We start from the raw sequence: 21,417 nt of genomic DNA, 5'->3' as shown, positions 1-21,417 counted from the left end.
GTTGCATAAAGAAAAAGCTGCCTTAAAGACATTACACAATTTTTGATGAAAGATTAAAGGACACCTAATCTTTTCAGTCTTTTTTTTATAAAAAATGACCATACTGAGGATAAAAACATTAGAGGATGTTATAAAATGATTACACAGGAACAAGTGATGCAAGTTTTAAGTGGTGTGCAGGATCCAGAACTTCACAGAAGCCTTGTTGAGTTAAAAATGGTTAGAAACGTAAAAATAGAAGAATCAGATGTTAGTCTTGAGGTTGTATTAACCATTCAGGGCTGTCCCTTAAAAGCGAAGATTAAAGAAGATGTTCAAAATGCTCTTCGAGGCATTGGTGCTGAAAATGTGTATGTAAGCTTTGGGGCCATGAGTCCTGAAGAAAGAGCTTCATTAACTCAAGTATTGAAGAAGAATTCAACAACGGAAAGCGGGATGCCGTCGATGCTGCGCCATGATTCCGAGGTACGCTTTATCGCGATAACCAGCGGCAAAGGCGGCGTTGGGAAATCGACCGTTACCATCAACCTGGCTGCTGCCCTCGCCCGAATGGGGAAAAAGGTAGGAATTTTGGACGCGGATATTTATGGATTCAGCATCCCGTCCATGATGCAGATTAATGAAAAGCCGACTATGATCGGCAAAACTGCAATACCAGTTCTCAGTCATGATGTGAAGGTAATGAGCATGGGTTTTTTTGCAGAGGATAATAACCCGGTTATGTGGCGGGGGCCGATGCTGAATAAATGGATTCAAAACTTCCTTGCCAATACCCATTGGGGCGAACTGGATTATCTGCTTCTCGACCTGCCTCCAGGTACAGGAGATGTGGCAATTGATGTGGCTGCCATGATTCCGCAGGCAAAGGAAGTGATTGTGACTACTCCTCATAATGTAGCGTCGCATGTTGCCTCAAGAGCTGGGGTCATGGCGCGTCATACGAAACATGACATATTAGGCGTAATTGAAAATATGGCCTACTATGAAGAAAGCGATGGCACACGGAATTACCTTTTTGGAAGAGGCGGCGGAGAACGCCTGGCTGAACGGCTTCAAACAGATGTAATCGCACGAGTCCCCTTTGCGAGTCCTGTACAAGCAGCAGGTACTTCTGTATATGACGAAGACTCACTGGTAGGAGAGCTATTCCGATCCCTGGCAGAAGATGTGTTATATAAGGATGCTCAATAAAATGGAAGGCGATATAGATTTTTATATCGCTTTTTTTATGAAGGTTCTGGTTTCTTAGGGTATGGAACGTAAAGTTAAACCCGGTAAGACTAAAGTATAACTCTAAATGAATTTTTTAGTGGCCATACGGCAATTTTAGTGACTAAAACTTCTTTATATCGCAATCTGAGCTGGTTTATGCTGACTGAGTCACAGCTTCAAGTACTCTCGCTCATATGTGGACTGCTATTTTGATTAACTCACAGCTTTATACAGCCAAACTGGCAGCTGCTCTTACCGCCTTGCCATAAAAAAAGGGAATTCCACAATCGGATTCCCTTTTCTCACGTCTTCTTTTAGTTGTCAAAATAGTTGAAAGCTCTGTCGTTCTGACAGTTTTCACAGACATGAAGAATTCTGGTTCTTTCTGATTCAGTTTCTTCTGTTTCCATTTCCTGCTCACTGCCGCATAATTCACAAATCTGCATAATCTTCCTCCTCTTAGTGAGGTGAATTTTGATTTTCCGTTTTTATATCGTAGCCTGAGTCTCTGATGGCCTGTTGAAAATCCTGGAATGAAGCGGCATTTTTGTCATAGCCAATTCTTGCTTCTCCACTTTCTTTATTTACATCAGCCCGGAGGATGCCCCATACACCGTTTAATGACCGAATGATTTCGTCGGAATCTTTTTCCGATAGCGGTCCATGAATCTTAATAACACCTTGTTCTTCCATCACCCTTGTCCTCCTTCTGGATGAAGTTCCTGTGAAGGATGCTGTGTAAATGATTCACCCATACCATGCAGGAATTCAACCATGGTTGTCATCGCCGCTTTGATTTCTGGATCTCTCAAGCTTTTACCTAATTTCCATAAGCTGTGTTTTTCATGGTTTTTGATGCTTTCGCCCATATGGTCAAGGCCTTTTGTAACACCGCCCAGCATAGATTGTAGCTGGTCAGGCTTTAAGGTGCCCATGAAATTGAAAAGGTAAATGGCATTTTTGATGGTGTTATGCATACCAGGCTGGTTAACTTGCTGCATGGCTATAACGCCGACGTCTGTACGATTTTCCAAAATGGCATGAAGCGCATCGAGAATCCCAATTTCCTGTAGATTCTTTAATATGGCGAGTGCAGAAAGAATCCCTTCTTTGTTATCAGCAAGAGCTTTTAATATTTCCCCGATTGACTGAGCTTGTTCTTCCATCGCATTTGGAACCTGTCTATTAATTTGCCTGATTGCTTTCGCCATATGCTTCCCCCCCATTTCCAAATAACTCTTCTATCGCTTGAAAATCGTCACGCTGCCACTTTTCCTCAACCCGAACGCTGATCTGCGGATTCCTGTTACCAAACCGGTGGTTATGCTTAGGCAATGGCGGTTCACCTGTTGCTTCTAAAATCTCCATTTTAACACCGATTTCCTTATATGCAGGAGTATGTGTAACTAGATCATGATAGCTACTTGTCAGGTAATTGACAGCTTCATCGTCCTCAAAGCTGTTCATCGTGAGATAAATTTCCTTGCCTTTAACCCGGTCCGTAACAAGCGTCCTTACTTTAACCTGTCCATATGGTGAACTTAATCTAACTAATGTACCGTCACTGAGATTTCGTTCCTCCGCCAATTCGTGCGATACCTCCAGCCATGTGCCAGGTACCTTATGGATAAGTCCTTCTGTCTGGTACGTCATATTTCCTTCATGGAAGTGCTCAAGCAAACGTCCATTGTTTAAATGGAGATCATATTCTTCTCCTGCCATATATGGAGGAGTCCAGTCAACAGCGAACAGCCTTGCCTTTCCATCCGCAAAGGCAAATTTGTCTTCATATAATAGAGGTGTATCCGTTCCATCTTTGTGAACCGGCCAAACTTGGCTGTTAAAGCCTTCAAGACGGTCATAGCTCACACCTGAAAATAGGACAGCAAGACTGGCTGCTTCATCCATAATTTCACTTGGGTGCGAATAATTCCAGTTGGCACCCATCCGGTTCGCTACTTCCTGAAAGATCTGCCAGTCCGGTTTCGAATCGCCCAGCGGATCAAACACCTTATAGAACCTTTGAATGCGCCTTTCCGTATTTACAAATGTCCCATCTTTTTCAAGTGAAGGTGATGCCGGTAAAACAACATCGGCAAATTGTGCCGTTTTTGAGAAGAAAATATCCTGTACGACAAAGAAGTCTAATTTTTCAAATGCACTCTGAACATGGTTCGAGTTTGCATCCACAAGCCCCATTTCTTCTCCAAATAGATAAAGGGATTTTAATTTTCCTTTGTGGATTGCCTCTACCATGTGGTGGTTGTCCATTCCAGGATCTTTTGGAATTTCAACGCCCCATGCTTTTTCATACTTTTCTCTAACCTCGGCATTTCCGACTGGCTCATAACCAGGAAACCACGATGGCATTGTACCAAAATCACAGGCTCCCTGTACGTTATTGTGGCCTCTTAAGGGATAGGCACCTGTACCTGGACGGCCATAATTTCCCGTAATCAGCAATAAATTTGAAATGGCAGTGCTTGCATCTGTTGCGCCGGAATGCTGGGTAATCCCCATAGCCCAAAGGATACAGACTGAATTAGCTTCATGAATCATTGTAGCTGCTTTGATTAATTCCTCCTGCGAAAGTCCGGTCATCTCTTCTGCGTAGCTTATGGTGAATTTATCCAGTGTTTTAATATATCCTTCTACGCCTGATACACGATTCGCCAGAAATTCTTTATCATGCCAACCTTGATCGATAATGTACTTCGTTATGGCAGAAATCCAGATTAAATCAGAACTTGGCTTAGGATGCAAGAGGAAATCCGCACGTTGTGCTAGCTCATGCTCTCTTATATCAGCTACTAATAATTTTTGTCCAAATAGCTTATGAGCCCGTTTTACACGTGTAGCGAGGACAGGATGAGATTCTGCTGGATTTGCACCAATTACAATAACCAAGTCTGTAGTTTCAATATCCTGGATAGTTCCAGAATCGCCCCCCAATCCCACTGTCCTTAAGAGTCCTGCAGTAGCTGGAGATTGGCAGTATCTAGAGCAGTTGTCGATATTGTTTGTTCCGATAACCGCACGTGCAAATTTTTGCGCCACGAAGTTTTCTTCATTGGAGCACTTGGAAGAAGCGATTACTCCAATGGATTCCGGGCCATACTCTTCCTTTATGTCCGTAAGCTTACTTGAAATCAGATCTAACGCTTCATCCCAGGTCGCTTCTTCAAACTCTCCGTTTTTACGAATCAAAGGCTTTGTTAAGCGCTGGTCACTGTTAACAAAATCCCAGCCCCATTTTCCTTTTACACAGGTTGAAATGCCGTTGACGGGAGCTTCATGGGTAGGCTGAATTTTTAAAATCTGCCTGTCCTTTGTCCATACTTCAAAGCTGCAGCCTACACCGCAGTATGTACAAACCGTCTTAGTCCTCTTAATCCGTGCTTTCCTCATGGCAGCTTCCACTTCTGATATCGCAAAAATTTCTTTATATCCAGGCTCCACTTCTTTAATTAAATCAACCATAGGCTCTAAAATTGGAGCCGGCAGCTTTGTTAAGAATCCTGCTTCTCCGAGCATGGATGTCTCCATTAAAGCATTACATGGACACACGTTCACACAGTGTCCACAGGATACACAAGAAGACTCATCAATTGGAACATCATTATCCCAGATAACCCTTGGTCTTTCTCTTCCCCAGTCAATAGTTAAGGTTTCATTGACCTGTAAATCCTGACAGGCCTCAACACACCGGCCGCACAAAATACACTGATCCGGTTCATACCTATAGAAAGGATGGGAATTATCCGGAGGGTAGGGTTTTTCTCTAAATTCATATTTCTGATGCTCAATCTCTAAGTATTCGGCAGTATTATGGACGGTACAATTGCCGTTATTATTATCACAAACAGTACAATACAGTTCATGATTTTCTAGGATTCGTGACATCGCTTCATACTGGGCATCCTTAACAGGCTTTGACATTGTATCAACCGTCAAACCTGGAACAGCCTTTGTCGAGCAAGCACGGACCAATTCCCCACCCACCTGCACAAAACATGTATCACAGGTTTGGATCGTCCCCAGATCGGGATGATAACAAATGCTTGGAATGTACAATTCGTGACTTTGGGCGACTTGCAATATCGTTTGACCTGGCTGTGCTGTTAATTCCTTTTCGTTTATTCGGATGGAAAAAGAATGGTCAGACATGTGATTCCCTCCTAATCTTGCTGCCGTTAAGCTGAATTATTTTATAAATTAAGCCATACACCAGCAAATGCTGTTTCATCCTAGTATTCCCAAAAAGGATATGAATAAAATAAAATATATTTTTACAGCCCTTAAAAATTATTCTAAAACCTCAGTGTATTAAACCTTTCTTTTTTGGCAAGTTTATAGGAGATGATTTGTTGATAGCGAATCGAGTCTACATATATAAAGAAATTTAACTGAAGGCAGGCGAACCGAAGCTATGGAAAAAGAAATTCTTTTGCAGCTAGTTCAATCAATGATCATGTCCTCATCAAAGAAACCAAAATACATGAGCATCTCTACGGTGAAAGTTGCAGACCTCCTAGAAACCTCCATCTCCCATATCGAAAAAGGATTGCAGGAACTTGTACAAGAAGGACGCCTCCGACAATCAAAACTGGAACAGCCGCCGCATAACACCATTTACATGCTGCCATAATAGGGGACCGGCCCCACTTCACTAATTATTTCCCAGAGTAAAAATATTTTTCGCCCTTTCTAGACGTTTAAAAGAGCCCATCTTGGTGGGGTCTTTCTGATGTATCTTTAACAATTACCGGCTTACCTTGAGCTAGTCCGTTATCTTTCCAGTAGTCTTCCAGAAAAGCACCTTCCTCGCAATACCACGCCAGACGGTAGACGAAGCCGATATTGTTCGCTTTGCTAGCGGTGATTCTCTATCCCTCATAATCCACTTTGACAATTCCGTTGTTAACGCAAAAAAAAGCACCCTCCCCTCAACGTTTGTCTTGCATTAATTTCATAACCTAAAACAATCTACAAATTAAAGTTAATGAGGATTTTGAAAGGGTTAAGAATTAGCAAAGAGTTTGAAGAGTTTGAAGAGTTTGTAAAAAAATTATAATGATACTCTTAATTATTTGATGAAAGATGAATATACATTAATAACCCTTTTGGAAGTAGAAAAAAATATTTATCTGAACCCCAAAAAGCTTTAGACGAGATTCGTAAAAAGGTTTAAGAAATAAGTGGAATGTAAAAAGATTGTCGTATGACAGTTATTTGGAAAATTTTATTCAGAACAATGATTGGATCAATATCTTCAGATACTATTTTTAAAATTTTTCGAGTCCACACGAACCAACTATTCATTAAAGGATTTTTAGTCAAAAAAGTATGAAAGACATTGGAGTGAATTACATAATGAAAAAACAGGTGTACCGGAAATACATATAGTGAATAAGCCATTCTATGGTGCCACTTTTTATAATCTGGTTTTTTTTCTAATACTTAGGGCTGGGAGTGATTAAGTGAACCATCATATAAAAGATTCATTGGACAGACCACTAAGGGATTTAAGGATTTCCGTCATAGATCGGTGTAACTTTCGCTGTCAGTATTGCATGCCTGCTGAAATTTTTCATGATAATTTTCAATTTTTGCCTAAAAGTGAGCTCTTGTCATTTAAGGAAATCGTAAGGCTTTCTAAAATATTTGCAAGCTTGGGAGTTATAAAACTAAGATTGACAGGCGGTGAACCTTTACTGCGGAAAGACCTTACAACTCTTATTTCAAAGCTCGTCAAAATTGAAGGTATAGAAGATATCGGTTTGACTACAAATGGTGTTTTTCTGAAAAAACAAGCCGGGAATTTGAAATCAGCGGGATTAAAGAGGGTGAATATCAGTTTAGATAGCCTGGATGATGAACTTTTTAAGCAGATGAACGGCAGGGGTATCGGGATAAAGCCTGTCATAGAAGGTATAGCTGCTGCCAAAGAAGCAGGCCTTGGAGTTAAAGTGAACATGGTAGTGAAAAAAGAAAACAATGAATCTCAAATTCTGCCGATGGCACGGTTTTGTAAAGAAGAGGGCATTCAATTACGTTATATAGAATTCATGGACGTCGGACATACAAATGGTTGGCAGATGAAGAATGTATTTACAAAAAAAGAGTTACTCGAAATCCTCCAAGCAAAATTCGATCTTGAACCAGTTGAAGAAGATTATTTTGGAGAAGTAGCAAAACGCTTCCGGTATAAGGGAACTACAACCGAAGTGGGTTTTATAACATCCGTCTCTGAGTCTTTTTGTTCCAGTTGCACCCGTGCTCGTCTTTCTGCTAACGGAAGTTTATATACATGCCTGTTCAATGGAAAGGGGCATGACTTAAAGTCATTGCTCCGTTCCGACATGTCAGATGAAGAATTGACAGGCTTCATCATTTCACTTTGGAACCGGAGGGACGACCGCTATTCAGATGCGCGATCAACAGGAACAGTGAAAAAACAGGAAAAAGTCGAAATGTCATTCATAGGCGGGTGACAAACAGTAAGTTCTCCTGAATCATAAAGGGGTGGTAACGTTTCCATCCCTAATTCAACAATTCGAATATGGAGGGCTTATTTGTTTTCTTACAAAAAAGAGCTGCTAATCAGCTCCTGGTATTGAAGTAAAGTATCGGTACTTTAAGTGTACTAATCCAGTTAAGCTGTAGATTAGAATAATTATCACAGCTTACGGAGTGACACGGAATGTCTTTACTGTATCGATTAAATAAAATAACTGGTATGTTGTTTTTCATGGAGATGGGAAACATCTTATTATAAGAATACATAGTCATGAGTTTAAAAGGGAGAACAAGTCATCCAGACAACTGTTCCCCCCTTTTTCGAATAAGACTTATTGTAATCTTAAGCCCAGCATGCATTTGTTGCATATCTTTATCTTTATATTTTTCCAATGTTATAAAACACCCTTAGCTAAAGACCAAATTAGTTTAAATGCTACATGAAACTCGAACCTTTTTATAAGGCCTTTATGTTCTCTTTGATGATTATTGCGATAGCTTTAAAATCATACTTATGGTTGACGACATCTACAACAAAATCCTGTTCTTCTTCTATTCCCATTATCCATTGATAATGATTGATCTTCAGAAACATAATAAGGGAAGTGAGTGCCGTCCTCTTGTTTGCGTTGTGGAACGCATGATTTTTGGAAATGGATTCGAATAATGCTGCGGCCTTTTCATGAATAGATGGGTAAGCATCATACTTGAAAACAGTTTGTCTGGGGCTGTTCACTGCAGAATCAAGGAGACTGGGATCTTTCACTCCGATTTTTTCAGTAGGAGAATAAACCTTTATTTGAATGGCATTGATAGCAATAATTTGATTAGTGGAAAGATAGATAATATCAAACGTCATATTACCTATCCACCAAACCCTTGAATGCTTCGTCATGTTCTTTAATAACGTCTGCTAACATTTCCATAAATTCTGCATCTACACCTTTAGGTAATTTCACATTTTTATTTTTCCTTAAAATGATTTCATCACCCTTATACTCAACCTCTAATTCGTCTCCAAAAGCTATATTTGCAGTTTTCAACATTTGAACTGGAAACGTAATCCCCAAGCTATTTCCGACTTTAGTTAATTTCCTAATGGGCCATTATTCATTCCTCCTTCAAAAGAAAGTTATAATTGTTATTACAATTATAATTTTTAGTCTTTATGGTTTATACTACTTTTATCTTAAATTTGTTATTTTTAGTCTGCGATCATCCAAGTTTTTACTCCTTTCTTATTTTTTCGTCTTATTCTTTAAAAACGTTCGTAAAAGTGGATATAAAACCACGAACGTCCGTAAATCATTTTCCATCTTTAACAAACGTTAAAATAAGAATATTATTAAAAAAAGAACCGTTCGTAAAAGTGTACTTTTACGAACGGGTTAATAATAGCTTTCTTGAACAACTTTTAACGGAATCCGAGTGTATGAATCTCCGGAGACGAATCATTTTATGGATTCGCCAACAATTTTTCTTCATTTGACCCAAGCTTGATCGTGTATTCAGTCGGAATCCATAAGCCTGTATTTTCATTTCTTCCTTGGAGAACATATTTCGGGTTGTTTTTGCCCATCCGTTCTGCAGCTGTTTTCGCAAGCTTGCCGATATCACCTGTTTTGAGGCGGTTGATAATTAAACCGAGTATCAAACTCTTAATTGTCAGCATTTCATAATCTGTGCTGCTGTCTCCCGCTACGAATATCGGACCGTATCCGCCCCGCGTTTTGGAGATGGCGTGTTCGATCACTTCTACCTTACCTTCTCGAGCAGTGATCGGCCAATTGTCTTCATATTCTGCTTGAGTAATTCCGTCCTTCTTTTTTAATCTCATCCCAAAGACATTTTCCTTTGGAAGGTTGTAGCCGTATTTTGGATTTGACGAAAATACCTCCACCACCTCTTCCATCGAAGCCGAAATAACATATACGTCAATCCCATTCTCCATAAAAGTATGCATTAAGTTTGCGATTTCCGAGGCCAGACGCAGTCCTGTTGTATAGGTAACTTGAACAGTACCGGCTTTTCCTGACATGGACACAGGACTTATAAACGTCACCGATGCCATTTCCGCCCCTAAATTATAATCATTTGAAGCCTCTGCAAGGTGCTGAACTTCTTCGGTCGACATGTTGGCAAATAAATAAAGCACCCATGGATATCCGATTTCAACACCGTATGTTTCCCCAATAGCTTCATACAGAAAGTACATTTTCGCTTTAAAATCCTTAAATTGATCAGTTGAAAGAAGCGTTTCTAGCCGCTCTTTTCCATTCATCCCGCCATAGTTGGAATAAAGAAATTCGTAATCGCGCTTCAGATCCTCGGCGATTTCCTTGAGCGTGACCGCATCTCCTTGAAGGTTTTTAAACTCATGCGAAAAAGGCCCATTCGGCACATTCTTTTTGATCACTTCATAAAACTCTTCCGGTTGCATGTTATATGCCAAGTGATCAATTTGATAAAGAAAGAGGGCCTCCTCCGTATCATTCATGATGCTCGTATGATCCCAATCAAAAACAACATAAGGTTTTCGATTTGGATCGTATCCTGTACTTCCAGCACCATGCTTATCAATTAGGTTTTGAACAGACTTATAGGTGTCAGGAGCCCATTTCCCTTTATCCAACACTTGAATACAATGGCCCTCCCTTTTTTGCGGAGTCGAAACTGCTTTTCCGCTTGCAGCCGCTCCTAAGGAAGCATACAAAAACAAGCAAATAACGATCATGCCAAATAAAGCTTTTAATTTGGTTCTATTATTCATAAGTTCCCCCCTGAAAATTGCAAAAGACGCCTGCCCAATAGCTCGTTATTAGCTATTGAAACAGGCGCCATTGCCGATTGATTCTTTTATGCGTAAATATTATCATGAATTTTCAAAATAATCAAATATTTATTAGTGGTTCTTTTCTTAACAATTGTAACTTTATAAAAAAGATTGATCATTTCTATAATCCTTATTGAATCCATGGATTTTATATAATTCTATGGGCTTTTCTTTTTACAAAAGTGTACTTTTACCAACAGGATTAAGTTAAGGTTGAAGCTACTTTTATAATTGAATATTATGGGAGTGATGTAAATAAATCGAGTAGGAAGGAGTGACTAACTTTATCATAGAATTCATCCAAATCTATGTCTATCAACCATCGGTACCCTTATTTAATGCACATGCTAGGCACACTGAAAAAGAACAGCTTCTCATATATAAGTAGAAGAAGTCTGTCCTAAATCAGTGGTAATTCTTTGATTTATTATTTAAATTAGTACGTTAAAAATCAATAAACCAAAGATCTTGTAAGCCTTCTCATTTTTTACAAAAAATCTCTTTACTTAATATTCCTAATATAATCATCCGTTTCATTATAAGAATTTATCTGATTCTTATTTCCTCGATTTTTCATATAGTAGAAGAGATAGCATAAAATAATAAAAGGTACTCCACAATACAGAGCAATTCTTTGGCTCGCATCAAAAGCAAGACCTATACAAGAAGCAAGACACAAAACACAAGCAGCAATGGGTACAAAAGGATAAAGTGGTGTACGGAATTTTAAATTTTTAATATTTCCACCCATTTTCAAAAAATGTTTACGGAACATATATTGTGATAAAACAATCCCTATCCAAACTACTACTACTGCAAATCCTGATATAGCCACAAGTACTACATAAACTGTATCAGGTGCAAATACACTAGATAATAGAGATAAACAAGCTACTGCCATACTTACAGCTAAAGCATTCAATGGTACTCCATTTGACGTTACCTTTCCAAAAAATGAACTTATCATTTTTTCATTTGAAAGTGACCATAACATACGAGTAGATGCATATAGACCAGAGTTTGCTACTGAGAGTAAAGCTGTAATAATAACAAAGTTCATAATATCAGCTGCATAAGGAATTCCGATGTTGTCAAAAACCATCACAAATGGACTTTCAATGACTCCTGCTTCTTTCCAAGAGATTAACCCAGATAACACAAAAATTGCACCAACAAAGAAAAACATTGTTCGCCAAATTACATTTCTAATAGATCTAGGAACGTCTTTTTCTGGATTTTCACTTTCTCCAGCAGCAATGCCAATAAGTTCTGTTCCTGAAAAGGCAAAATTAACGGAAATCATAGCCATAAAAACTGGAAGCAGGCCATTTGGGAAAAGACCTCCATCTACAGTGAAATTAGAAAGCATGGGGGCAGAGGCTCTATCATCCATTGGAATAAATCCAAGCATTGCAGATCCTCCAAGTACAATAAATAAGAGAATAGTAATTATTTTGATACCTGAAAACCAAAATTCGGTTTCTGCAAATATTTTTACTGAAAAGGAATTAAGTAAAAAAATTAGAATCGCAAAGACGGCGCTCCACATCCAAACAGAAGTGTGAGGAAACCACCTCTGCATTAATAGTCCAGAGGCAGTAAATTCGGAACCTACCGTTACCACCCAAGTAAGCCAGTACATTAAACCAATAGTAAATCCAGTAGCAGGACCGATATATTTGGTAGCGTAAGTTTGAAATGAACCTGTTACTGGCATAGCAACAGTTAGTTCGCCCAGGCATAACATGACAAGGTACATGATTAATCCGCCTACTAAGTAAGCGAGAATCGTACCTCCTGGTCCAGCTTGGCTAATTGTATATCCACTGCTCAGAAAAAGACCCGTTCCAATTACACCACCTAGCGAAATCATGAACAAATGCCTACTTTTCATTGAACGTTTCAACTGGTTTTCATTGGTATCATTTGTGTTTGGCATCTAGTCTCCTCCTCGTTATTTACTCTCTACAAGTACTTATTTTAATAGACAACAATATACAAATTTTATATTCTTACAGAAAAATCAGAATCTTTAACTTAAAGACTGACCTGCACAGGTCAGCCCTTATGTTCTCATATTGTTTTATTAACTTTAAAACAAACAACTTTTGGTTCAGTCATTTCTTGAAGCGCAAACTTAATTCCTTCTCGACCTAAACCAGAACCTTTTACACCTCCGAAAGGCATCGCATCAATGCGATAATCTGAGCTATCATTTACCATAACTCCACCTACATCAAGTTTACGTATGGCTCTCAATGCCTTATCTAAATCACGAGTGAATATACCTGCTTGCAATCCGAAATCTACACTATTAGATTGGGAAATAGCTGTATCAAGATCAGGAACATTATAAATGGTAACAACTGGGCCAAAAACCTCTTCAGTTGCCAATTTACAATCTTCTGGTACATTAACTAAAACAGTAGGTTGATAAAAAGATCCTTCACGTTTTCCACCACAAAGCAACTTTGCACCTTTTTCAACAGCCTCATTTACCCAACTTTCAACACGTTTTGCTTCTATTTCGGAGATCATTGGTCCCATATCTGTTTCTTCTAATAATTTATCACCTACTCGATATTGTTGAGTACGATCAATAAATTTACCAATAAAGTCATGATATATACCTTCTTGAACATATATTCTCTGTACCCCTAAGCAATTTTGTCCTGCTGCCCAAAAGGCTCCAGAAACAGTTGATTTCACTGCTTCTTCTAAATCAGCATCTTTCAATACAATAACTGGTGAGTTTGATCCAAGCTCCATACATATCTTTTTCAAGCCTGCTTTTTGAATAATTGCTTTGCCAGTGGCAAGTCCTCCTGTAAAAGAAATCATTCGTATAGCTGAATGAGTAATTAGACTATCTCCCATGTCACTTGGATAACCGGTAATGACGGATAAAACTTTCGGTGGCAAACCGGCTTTTTCAAAAGCTTCTGCCAATAAGAGAGCACTTAATGGTGTTACAGTTGCTGGTTTTACAATAATAGCGTTCCCAGCAGCAATAGCAGGCCCCACTTTATGTGCAACAAGATTTAATGGATCGTTAAAAGGTGTTATAGCTACAATAATTCCAATAGGAAAACGATAATAGTAACCTATGCGATCTTCGCTTCCTGGCATTTGATCAAACGAAATGGTTTCTCCATTAATTCTCCTTGCTTCTTCAGCACTTATACGAAGTGTTTCAATACAACGTAGTACTTCTTTTCTTGCTTCTTTAATTGTTTTACTTCCCTCACGAGCAATGGTAGTTGCATATCTTTCCTTATTTTCAAAGATCCAGTCCGCAGCACGATGAAGAATAGCAATTCTTTCATGTGTTGACATATCTGCTGCTATTTTTACTCCTTTTTTTGCTTCTTCAATAGAATAAATGACGTCTCTTTCATTAGCAGCAGGAACTGTTGTGATTAAACTATGATCCTGTGGATCCAAGACTTCAATGCTTTTATCACGAGATACCCATTCCCCAGCAAGAAACATCTTATTTTTATTTATTAAATTGTCAGTAAACATCATACAAAATCACCTCATGATAAGTAATTTTCAACTTATAACTTTAAGAATGAAACGAATTATAATTATAATTGATCACGGTTAATGTTGATTAAATCAATAAGAATCGAGAATCCTGTTTCTTTACGTCCAGCTCCCGCTCCAATTAAGGTAATTGGGCCAGCTAAATCACAATCATAAGTAATAGCATTTTGTGCACCTAAAACTCCAGCTAGAGGATCTGTAAGAGGTATAGCTTCAGGTCCTACCTTTGCAATGACTTTATCGCCATCCTTAATACATTTAGCAATTAACTTCCATCTCTTACCTTCTGATTTTGCCCACTCAATGTCCTTTTCCATAAGATGACTAATCCCTTCACATTCTACTTCTTCTCGTTTCATTGGAATACCCATTACAATGTTAGCAAGAATGGTAGCTTTATATTGAGCATCATATCCCTCAACGTCGCTAGTCGGATCTGCCTCTGCATAACCAAGAGCTTGTGCCTCTGACAATGCATCTTGATAACTCAATCCTTCTTCCATTTTAGTTAGGATATAATTAGTTGTTCCATTTAAAATCCCTCGTATTTCAAAAATGCTGTTCCCTGCCAATGAACTCAGAGGCATTCTTAATGCTGGGGTTCCACTCATAACTGTTCCTTCAAAGCCCCAACGAACATCATTTTTTTTTGCTAATTCAGCTAACTCTTGATAAGCTAGAGAAACCGGACCTTTATTACTCATTACTACGTTCTTTTTGCTTTCAAATGCTGCTTTACAATGATCAATGGCAGGTTGTCCTGTTTTTACATCAGTAAAGGTAATTTCAACAACAGTGTCTGCATTACTCTCACGTATTGTTTGAAAACTATCCCACCCTCTTACCAAGCTAGGGGTCTCAGGGTAACTAACTAATTTTCCTGTTTCCTTTACAGCTTGTAACGCTAAAGAAAGATCCAACCCCTTAGGATCATAAAGGGAACCTTTCATAACATCAGAAATAGCAACGATTTTTGCATCAAAGTTAAACCCACTACGTAGTGACTCACTTTTATCTTGTAAAATTTCAGCTAACCCTTGACCAACTACACCAAATCCAAGTAATGCTATCTTATGTGTCATATTTCAATACCTCTTCCATTAGTAATATTTTATGCTTTCAACTACAGCTAACAGGGTAATTGGATTCTAAGTAAGAAAAAGCTTGCTCTAAATCTGCTATAAGATCTTCTGTATCTTCGATACCTACAGAGATACGAACTAAACCTTCTGGTATACCAAGGGCTTTACGCTCTTCAATAGTACATTCAACATGGCTAGTCGTTCTTGCAGGCCCATATATAGTTTCAACGGCTCCAAGGTTTCCAGCTTTGTTTGCATATTTTAATTTTGATAATAAAATTTTGATTGCTTTCATTTCATCTTTTAATACAAAACTTAATATCCCACCGAACCCTCTCATTTGTTTCTTTGCGATATCATGATGTGAATGCGCTTCCAAACCCGGGTAATAAACTGCGTCAACAAGCTTTTTCTTTTGAAGATACTTTGCAATTTCCATTGCACTTTTTTCTTGTTGCCGTACACGAAGCTTTAACGTTTTCATCCCTCTTAAAATAAGGTAGGCTGACCATGGGTCCATAGTTGCTCCATTAATTTCACGATAATGATAGACTTTTTTCATTAATTTTTCAGAGCCACATACTATGCCACCTAATGCATCTGCATGTCCACTTAAGAATTTAGTTGCACTATGGACTACAATATCAACTCCTAATTGAAGAGGATTTTGATTAATTGGAGTAGCAAACGTATTATCTATGATAACTAATGCACCCACTGATTTTCCGACTCTTGCTATCCTCTCAATATCAGTAACTTTCATAGTAGGGTTAGTAGGAGACTCTAAATATAGCACTCTACACCCTTTGACCACTTCAGCTTCAATTTCTTTATGGTTTCCGGTATTACACAATGTCACATCGACATCAAGATTGGACAAGAATTCAGTAAAAATTTTATTGGTTCCTCCATAAGTATCTTTGACTGATACAACCCGATCTCCTGGCCTTAGAAATGTATATAATGTACTACTAATAGCAGCCATTCCTGATGAAAAACCTACAGCTTTCTCTGCCCCCTCGAGTATCCTTACTTTTTCTTCCAGAGCTTGAACAGTTGGATTTGCCATTCGATTATAGGTATAACCAGGTTTATTTCCAAGGGCAACTTCTTGCCATTCGTCTACGTCATCGTAATTGTAGGCTACACTAAGAACTACAGGAACTTGGGTTGCATTATAAGCAAGAGATTCTTTTTCTCCTGCCCATACCGCTTTTGTTCCATCTTGCACATCTTTAAAGTTATTCTCACTCATATTTTTCTCACCTCTAATTTTATAACTTTGTAAAAATGGTCTTGTTGAAACTTGAATTTTATTTTGTATATAATATATTGTATATTTTATACTCCAAAAAAAATCCCCCTTCCACATTACAGTTTTTACCTAATGTTTTCTTGGGTTTATTTCTTAACATTAAGGTATCAAATACAAATAGTTTAAAAAACTTAAAACAAATGCAGAAAATATACTTTATATTGTATATTGTATATAGTACAGAATAGTCAGAAAATATTTTACATACCGAATTATACAATTAACTTATCTACTTTTCAATGCTTTATTATTTTATTCTTAAAAATTCTTTAAACTGCCTTATTTCTAATGCTATAAGTTTTATCAACTTGAATCACTTAAAACAACAATTCATAAATAAAAATGGAAGCAGGAGTCGGTTTATATCTTAAATATAATAATAAATAATAGAGATATTGAAGTCTGTAAAAGATGGTGCTAATATTAAAGACAAGAATTTCTAATTATATATTGTATACTATATAATATTAATTTTTGGCTTAGGAGGAAACGCTATCAAAAATAGATATCAATCATTAAAAGATCTCGTATATGATTATATAACTGAAAGAATTCAGAACGGAACCCTACTTCCTAAGCATAAGATAAATGAATCGGTATTATGCGAAAAATTAGGAGTAAGTAGAACTCCTGTAAGAGAAGCTTTGATACAACTAGCTTCAGACAATTTGCTCGAGTATCTTCCTAGAAAAGGATTTATTGTAAAAGAACTTGATACCAAAAAAAAGCTAGATGTATTTCGAATTGTTAGTGTATTAGATTCTTTAGCAGCCTCATTATCTTTAGAGCATATCACAGAAAGTGATATTGAACGTATGGAAGATTTGGTTAAGAAAATTGAATTTTCAATTTCAACAAAAAACTATTTAGATTATCAAAAATACCAAAATCAATTCCATAAAGTATATATTGATAAATGCAATAATCCTACATTAATAGATCTTCTTGATTCTTTACAAAATAGTTTTGTTAGACAAATTTATTTAAGTAATAATGAAGAAAAGCTTTTTGCCGTATTAGAGCAAATGAATGAAGATCATAAAGGAATTACCAATTATTTTAAAAAAAGAGATAAAGAGAATTTAGAGCAACTTATTAAGAATAAACATTGGGAAATAACTCATTTAGATATGATATAGTTCATAGTTAACATAAGCTATCTTATAGGAAATACAAAACCCATGGTCTGTCTAGATCCATGGGCTTTACCTTTTGTTATATCCTCGAAAAGTGTTCGTAAAGTGTACTTTTACGAACGGGTTTTGGATAGATGGGTGGCAATCTTCTTGATGTTCTGGCAGGCTGCTGTGAGTAACACTTGTCCCCTCACTTTTATATTCCCGCGCAACTATTTTGGTGGGTGGGAGTCGATAATCCCGTTATCTTCCACTGTCTTCATAAGTGTTTAACTCGGCGGTGTAAAAAACATAATAAGCTGTGGACCTGGATATTTTGAACAATACATCCTACTAAAATGAATAATGAGTGATTATCTATTTTGGGATATCATATAAAATTTATATTCTACCGAGGTCGATTTTAAAATAAATAAAACGTTTATAGGAATTCTTCCGACAGCTCAGATTTCTCCAATATTTTGAACTAGTACGGGATAGTTATCAGTAAACACATTTTATTAATACAAGGAATAAACCATGGTTCCAAATAATAATACGGATAATAATCCAATACAATCTGATCTGATCTAATCTATATTGAATTTAAAAAAACAGACTAAACTAGTTTGGTTATTTACAGGATCAAACTAGTATTTAAGGGCATAGTTTAAAGGTAGAACAGAGGTCTAAGTCTCTTATGCCTGGTATTACCCAAAGAATGCTAGTTAACCAATTACGAGAATTGGAGGATGACCTCATTGTTCATCGGGAAGTCTATCCCGTTGTTCCACCCAAAGTAGAGTATTCACTGACAGAACAGGGAAAAAGTCTGATGCCCATACTAGAGTCTATGTATGAGTGGGGTAAAAAACTATATGAAAAATACAGCTTTGAAAAACGATGGAGAAATCAAGGAGTCTATCGAGTAGAAAAATCATTTTTGCAAAAACAGAAGAGATTGGTTAGTTCCGAGTAATGTCGAAAGAAGAGATTGTTCCAGACAGCACTCTGGTAGAAAAACAACATACACGAACGAATCAATACAAAAAACCTTCGTACAGAGACTTTAATAAAGGTTTCTGCACATGGTTTTTTACATAATTATTAATGACTTCAGTTGGTAGTCGAAATCTTATTTGATCGAGAGTAAAATCTCGATCTTCTTTATTGTTGAATAAATCATAACCAAGAATGCGGTGGAGGGGAATCCAACATTCAGAAGGGAGATTAGGAGCCCTTTTATTAGGCATAAGCTATTCAGTCGCCTTTTGTCCAACCATGTTTGTGTATTTTTTGTTCAAATTTATTGTTAAAATTAACTGATCAAGCTCCAAATACTGTGCGAAGGATTATCTTAGCAACAAAACGACTAAGGAAAAAATAAATTAGTTGAAATGAAAGAAGTGAAGGTTTTGATTAAATATAAATGCCTCCATCATGTAAGTCTTACTGTGACAGATTTGGAAAGAGCAAAAAAATTCTATAGTAAAACTTTATGTTTAAAAGAAATACAGCGTCCTGATTTTGATTTTCCAGGTGCCTGGTATGAAATAGAGGGACATCAACTTCACTTGATAGTCGCCCCCTCTTCACAGACGATTCGTAAGGATAAAAGCTTATCCAGCAGAGAAGGTCACTTTGCCCTTAGAGTTGAGAACTACTATGACACTCTTAAATGGTTAAAACAGAATGAAGTTGAAATTCTTGAAAAACCATATGGGAAAAGTGGATTCGCACAAATTTTCTGTGCCGACCCAGATGGTAATTTGATTGAACTAAATGTTAATCAAAAAGATCTATAGGTAGGCAAAGATAAAGGCTGCTATTACTGGCTCTTTTCTTATTGGGGTCCTACCCACATGCCCATCAAGTTAAGAGTAAAGAATACCCCCAGAACAAAGTTTTTGAGCAAATTGCTCAGTTTCCTCGTTTTGGGGGTGGTTGTTTTTACTTATTTTGTTCGTCTTTTTATTACCTTTTTCGTCGGCTCTTTCTTTGTTAATTACTGGTCCCAAAATTTTAATGCGATCTTCAAGTGAAATTTTGGACTCTGTTAGGTAACTAATAGCTAAAATAAGAGATTGCTCGTTTCCGGAAAGTGGGAGTACCCCTCTTTTTGTAAGATCTTCTAAATATTTAGCACGAGCTGAAGAAGAGCGTAAGACATAACGAAGTATTGTAGCTAGTTCAATTGACGCCTCTTCTAGTGTTAAGGATTCAAAGTCCGTAGGAAGTTCAATTTTTGCTAACCGATCATCCATGTCTTTACCCATAGTTTCAAGATAGTTCCTTAATGGCATTGGTACATTATTTAAATCCCAGTCAGGAAGTGTAATAACTAGACGATAGTAGTTCAGTATAGGAGTAACAAGTGCCCAACCAAAAACATCTTTTAGTTCTGGATCTTTGTGCATTTCATCTGCAATAGCTGGACTAAATCGGTAATAATGTTGTTAGAAAGTGCCAAAAAACTGACCACCACAGCGTGTACGAAGTAATTGATTTTCTCGAATTTCTCTAAGAAAACGGATCTCCGGAGAATTAGAACCGCCTTTTACTGCAGTAGTAATAAAGCAACCTAATAATGATCTAGAGGATCCACTAGTAAGCTTTGAACCCTTATAATTGGAACATAGTGGTAATCCTTTGGAATTACGGTATTGTTCGGTTAGTGATAAGGAAACAACCTTTCCCATCCCCTTTATATCTGCAGTTCCTTCTTTTTTAATTATTCCCGATCCCACAATCAAAGTACGTTCTTCAAGTGAGATTTTGAACTCTGTTAAGTTTCTGTTAGCTAAAATAAGACTTTGTCCGTCTCCGGAAAGTGGGAGCACCCCTCTTTTTGTAAGATCTTATAAATACTTAGCACGAGCTGAAGGAGAGCGTAAGACATAACGAAGTATTGTAGCTAGTACAATTGACGCCTCTTCTAGTGTTAAGGATTCAAAGTCCGTAGGAAGTTCAATTTTTGCTAACCGATCATCCATGTCTTTACCCATAGTTTCAAGATAGTTCCTTAATGGCATTGGTACATTATTTAAATCCCAGTCAGGACGTGTAATAACTAGACGATAGTAGTTCAGTATAGGAGTAACAAGTGCCCAACCAAAAACATCTTTTAGTTCTGGATCTTTGTGCATTTCATCTGCAATAGTTCAAAGTAAAAAAAAGAAAACTAAATATTATACTAACAAAAGCTGATTATTCCTTAACTTGGAAAAATCAAAAAGGATCTTAAACATATAAAACCAATACATTATAAACACAATGCTTCAACATTTCTTTTCTATAATTATAGTTGTATACATATTTTAGATTGGAGATGGAGAACATGAACAAAAAATTATTAGCAGGTGCCGGGGTAGCGTTTACTTTGTTATTCAGTCCACTAAGTCAAGCTTTTGCAGCAGAAACAATAGGAGACTTAAGAAAGGTTGATAATGTTGCCCATCGTGGTGCATCGGCATATGCACCTGAAAATACGATTGCTGCTTTTGATAAAGCAGTAGAAATGAAGGCAGATTATATTGAAATTGATGTTCAAAGAAGCAAGGATGGAGAATTAGTACTTATCCATGATACGACAGTTGATCGTACAACTGATGGAACTGGAAAAGTTGGTGATTTCATGTTTGAAGAACTAAGAAGCCTTGATGCAGGCAGCTGGAAAGGTGAGCAATTTGCTGGTGAGCAAATCCCAACATTTGATGAGATTCTTGATCGTTACCACGGGAAAATTGGAATATTAATAGAATTAAAGGCTTCAGAGCTTTATCCTGGGATTGA

Annotated in this window: 20 protein-coding genes and 1 pseudogene; 7 read left to right on the top strand and 14 right to left on the bottom strand. The window is 37.4% G+C overall.

Translation table 11 applies throughout. The features are described 5' to 3' along the window. The first annotated feature begins 135 nt into the window (after positions 1-135). Positions 136-1,191, top strand: a complete 1,056-nt coding sequence (locus V3595_RS25440; RefSeq protein WP_485910443.1) for a P-loop NTPase — start codon at positions 136-138, stop codon at positions 1,189-1,191. A gap of 247 nt (positions 1,192-1,438) precedes the next feature. Here V3595_RS25440 and V3595_RS25435 read toward each other — a convergent pair whose 3' ends face one another. The 4 genes from V3595_RS25435 to fdhF are packed head-to-tail and all read right to left on the bottom strand — an operon-like array spanning position 1,439 to position 5,379. Next, positions 1,439-1,633, bottom strand: coding sequence for a hypothetical protein (locus tag V3595_RS25435; protein WP_289324955.1), 195 nt, complete (start codon positions 1,631-1,633; stop codon positions 1,439-1,441). Between the two features lie 38 nt (positions 1,634-1,671). Continuing rightward, positions 1,672-1,905 (bottom strand): heavy-metal-associated domain-containing protein, encoded by a 234-nt coding sequence (locus tag V3595_RS25430; protein ID WP_057219145.1) that lies wholly within the window; start codon positions 1,903-1,905, stop codon positions 1,672-1,674. Continuing rightward, positions 1,905-2,423, bottom strand: a complete 519-nt coding sequence (locus tag V3595_RS25425; RefSeq protein ID WP_485910441.1) for a helical membrane plugin domain-containing protein — start codon at positions 2,421-2,423, stop codon at positions 1,905-1,907. Before V3595_RS25425 ends, V3595_RS25430 begins: the two co-directional genes overlap by 1 nt. Then, entirely contained in the window at positions 2,398-5,379 is a 2,982-nt protein-coding gene (gene fdhF / locus V3595_RS25420) for a formate dehydrogenase subunit alpha (RefSeq protein ID WP_485910439.1), read from the bottom strand. Before fdhF ends, V3595_RS25425 begins: the two co-directional genes overlap by 26 nt. A gap of 262 nt (positions 5,380-5,641) precedes the next feature. Here fdhF and V3595_RS25415 point away from each other — a divergent pair, with 262 nt between their 5' ends. Then, positions 5,642-5,860: a hypothetical protein gene (locus tag V3595_RS25415; protein WP_048683094.1), complete on the top strand. Its 219-nt coding sequence runs from the start codon at positions 5,642-5,644 to the stop codon at positions 5,858-5,860. Positions 5,861-6,692: 832 nt separating this feature from the next. Continuing rightward, a complete protein-coding gene (gene moaA / locus V3595_RS25410; protein WP_485910437.1) occupies positions 6,693-7,706 on the top strand; it encodes a GTP 3',8-cyclase MoaA in 1,014 nt (337 codons plus the stop codon). 482 nt (positions 7,707-8,188) lie between these two features. Here moaA and V3595_RS25405 read toward each other — a convergent pair whose 3' ends face one another. The 7 genes from V3595_RS25405 to V3595_RS25375 all read right to left on the bottom strand — a co-directional run bounded on the left by V3595_RS25405 (position 8,189) and on the right by V3595_RS25375 (position 16,450). Beyond that, complete coding sequence (locus V3595_RS25405) at positions 8,189-8,590, bottom strand: type II toxin-antitoxin system death-on-curing family toxin (protein ID WP_485910435.1); 402 nt, start codon at positions 8,588-8,590, stop codon at positions 8,189-8,191. 1 nt (position 8,591) lies between these two features. Continuing rightward, positions 8,592-8,831 carry an AbrB/MazE/SpoVT family DNA-binding domain-containing protein gene (locus tag V3595_RS25400; protein WP_485910496.1) on the bottom strand — a complete coding sequence of 80 codons (240 nt, stop codon included), beginning with the start codon at positions 8,829-8,831 and terminating at the stop codon, positions 8,592-8,594. A gap of 356 nt (positions 8,832-9,187) precedes the next feature. Beyond that, on the bottom strand, positions 9,188-10,501 hold the full coding sequence (locus V3595_RS25395) for an HAD family hydrolase (protein WP_485910433.1): 1,314 nt from the start codon (positions 10,499-10,501) through the stop codon (positions 9,188-9,190). A gap of 565 nt (positions 10,502-11,066) precedes the next feature. Beyond that, positions 11,067-12,503, bottom strand: coding sequence for an amino acid permease (locus V3595_RS25390; protein WP_485910431.1), 1,437 nt, complete (start codon positions 12,501-12,503; stop codon positions 11,067-11,069). Between the two features lie 134 nt (positions 12,504-12,637). Continuing rightward, positions 12,638-14,089, bottom strand: coding sequence for an aldehyde dehydrogenase family protein (locus V3595_RS25385; RefSeq protein WP_485910429.1), 1,452 nt, complete (start codon positions 14,087-14,089; stop codon positions 12,638-12,640). Positions 14,090-14,154: 65 nt separating this feature from the next. Continuing rightward, on the bottom strand, positions 14,155-15,195 hold the full coding sequence (locus V3595_RS25380) for a homoserine dehydrogenase (protein ID WP_485910427.1): 1,041 nt from the start codon (positions 15,193-15,195) through the stop codon (positions 14,155-14,157). A gap of 37 nt (positions 15,196-15,232) precedes the next feature. Continuing rightward, entirely contained in the window at positions 15,233-16,450 is a 1,218-nt protein-coding gene (locus tag V3595_RS25375) for a cystathionine gamma-synthase family protein (RefSeq protein WP_485910494.1), read from the bottom strand. Positions 16,451-16,959: 509 nt separating this feature from the next. On the opposite strand from V3595_RS25375, the gene V3595_RS25370 reads away from it, so the two are divergent. The 3 genes and pseudogenes from V3595_RS25370 to V3595_RS25360 all read left to right on the top strand — a co-directional run bounded on the left by V3595_RS25370 (position 16,960) and on the right by V3595_RS25360 (position 19,430). After that, positions 16,960-17,649: a GntR family transcriptional regulator gene (locus V3595_RS25370; protein ID WP_485910492.1), complete on the top strand. Its 690-nt coding sequence runs from the start codon at positions 16,960-16,962 to the stop codon at positions 17,647-17,649. Positions 17,650-18,316: 667 nt separating this feature from the next. Then, positions 18,317-18,604: pseudogene (locus tag V3595_RS25365) on the top strand (winged helix-turn-helix transcriptional regulator); the annotation flags it as partial. A 436-nt stretch (positions 18,605-19,040) separates the two neighbouring features. Then, complete coding sequence (locus tag V3595_RS25360) at positions 19,041-19,430, top strand: VOC family protein (protein ID WP_485910490.1); 390 nt, start codon at positions 19,041-19,043, stop codon at positions 19,428-19,430. A gap of 69 nt (positions 19,431-19,499) precedes the next feature. On the opposite strand, the gene V3595_RS25355 is transcribed toward V3595_RS25360, so the two are convergent. The 3 genes from V3595_RS25355 to V3595_RS25345 are packed head-to-tail and all read right to left on the bottom strand — an operon-like array spanning position 19,500 to position 20,771. Continuing rightward, positions 19,500-20,042 (bottom strand): hypothetical protein, encoded by a 543-nt coding sequence (locus V3595_RS25355; protein WP_485910425.1) that lies wholly within the window; start codon positions 20,040-20,042, stop codon positions 19,500-19,502. Between the two features lie 39 nt (positions 20,043-20,081). Beyond that, entirely contained in the window at positions 20,082-20,465 is a 384-nt protein-coding gene (locus V3595_RS25350) for a hypothetical protein (protein WP_485910423.1), read from the bottom strand. 18 nt (positions 20,466-20,483) lie between these two features. Next, positions 20,484-20,771 (bottom strand): hypothetical protein, encoded by a 288-nt coding sequence (locus V3595_RS25345; RefSeq protein WP_485910421.1) that lies wholly within the window; start codon positions 20,769-20,771, stop codon positions 20,484-20,486. A gap of 191 nt (positions 20,772-20,962) precedes the next feature. Here V3595_RS25345 and V3595_RS25340 point away from each other — a divergent pair. After that, a partial coding sequence (locus V3595_RS25340) for a glycerophosphodiester phosphodiesterase (protein WP_485910419.1) occupies positions 20,963-21,417 on the top strand: 455 nt, incomplete at its 3' end.

Source organism: Bacillus sp. CFBP9009, assembly GCF_036541465.1.
GTDB lineage: Bacteria > Bacillota > Bacilli > Bacillales > DSM-1321 > Peribacillus.
This window is presented reverse-complemented; position numbering and strand designations above follow the sequence as displayed.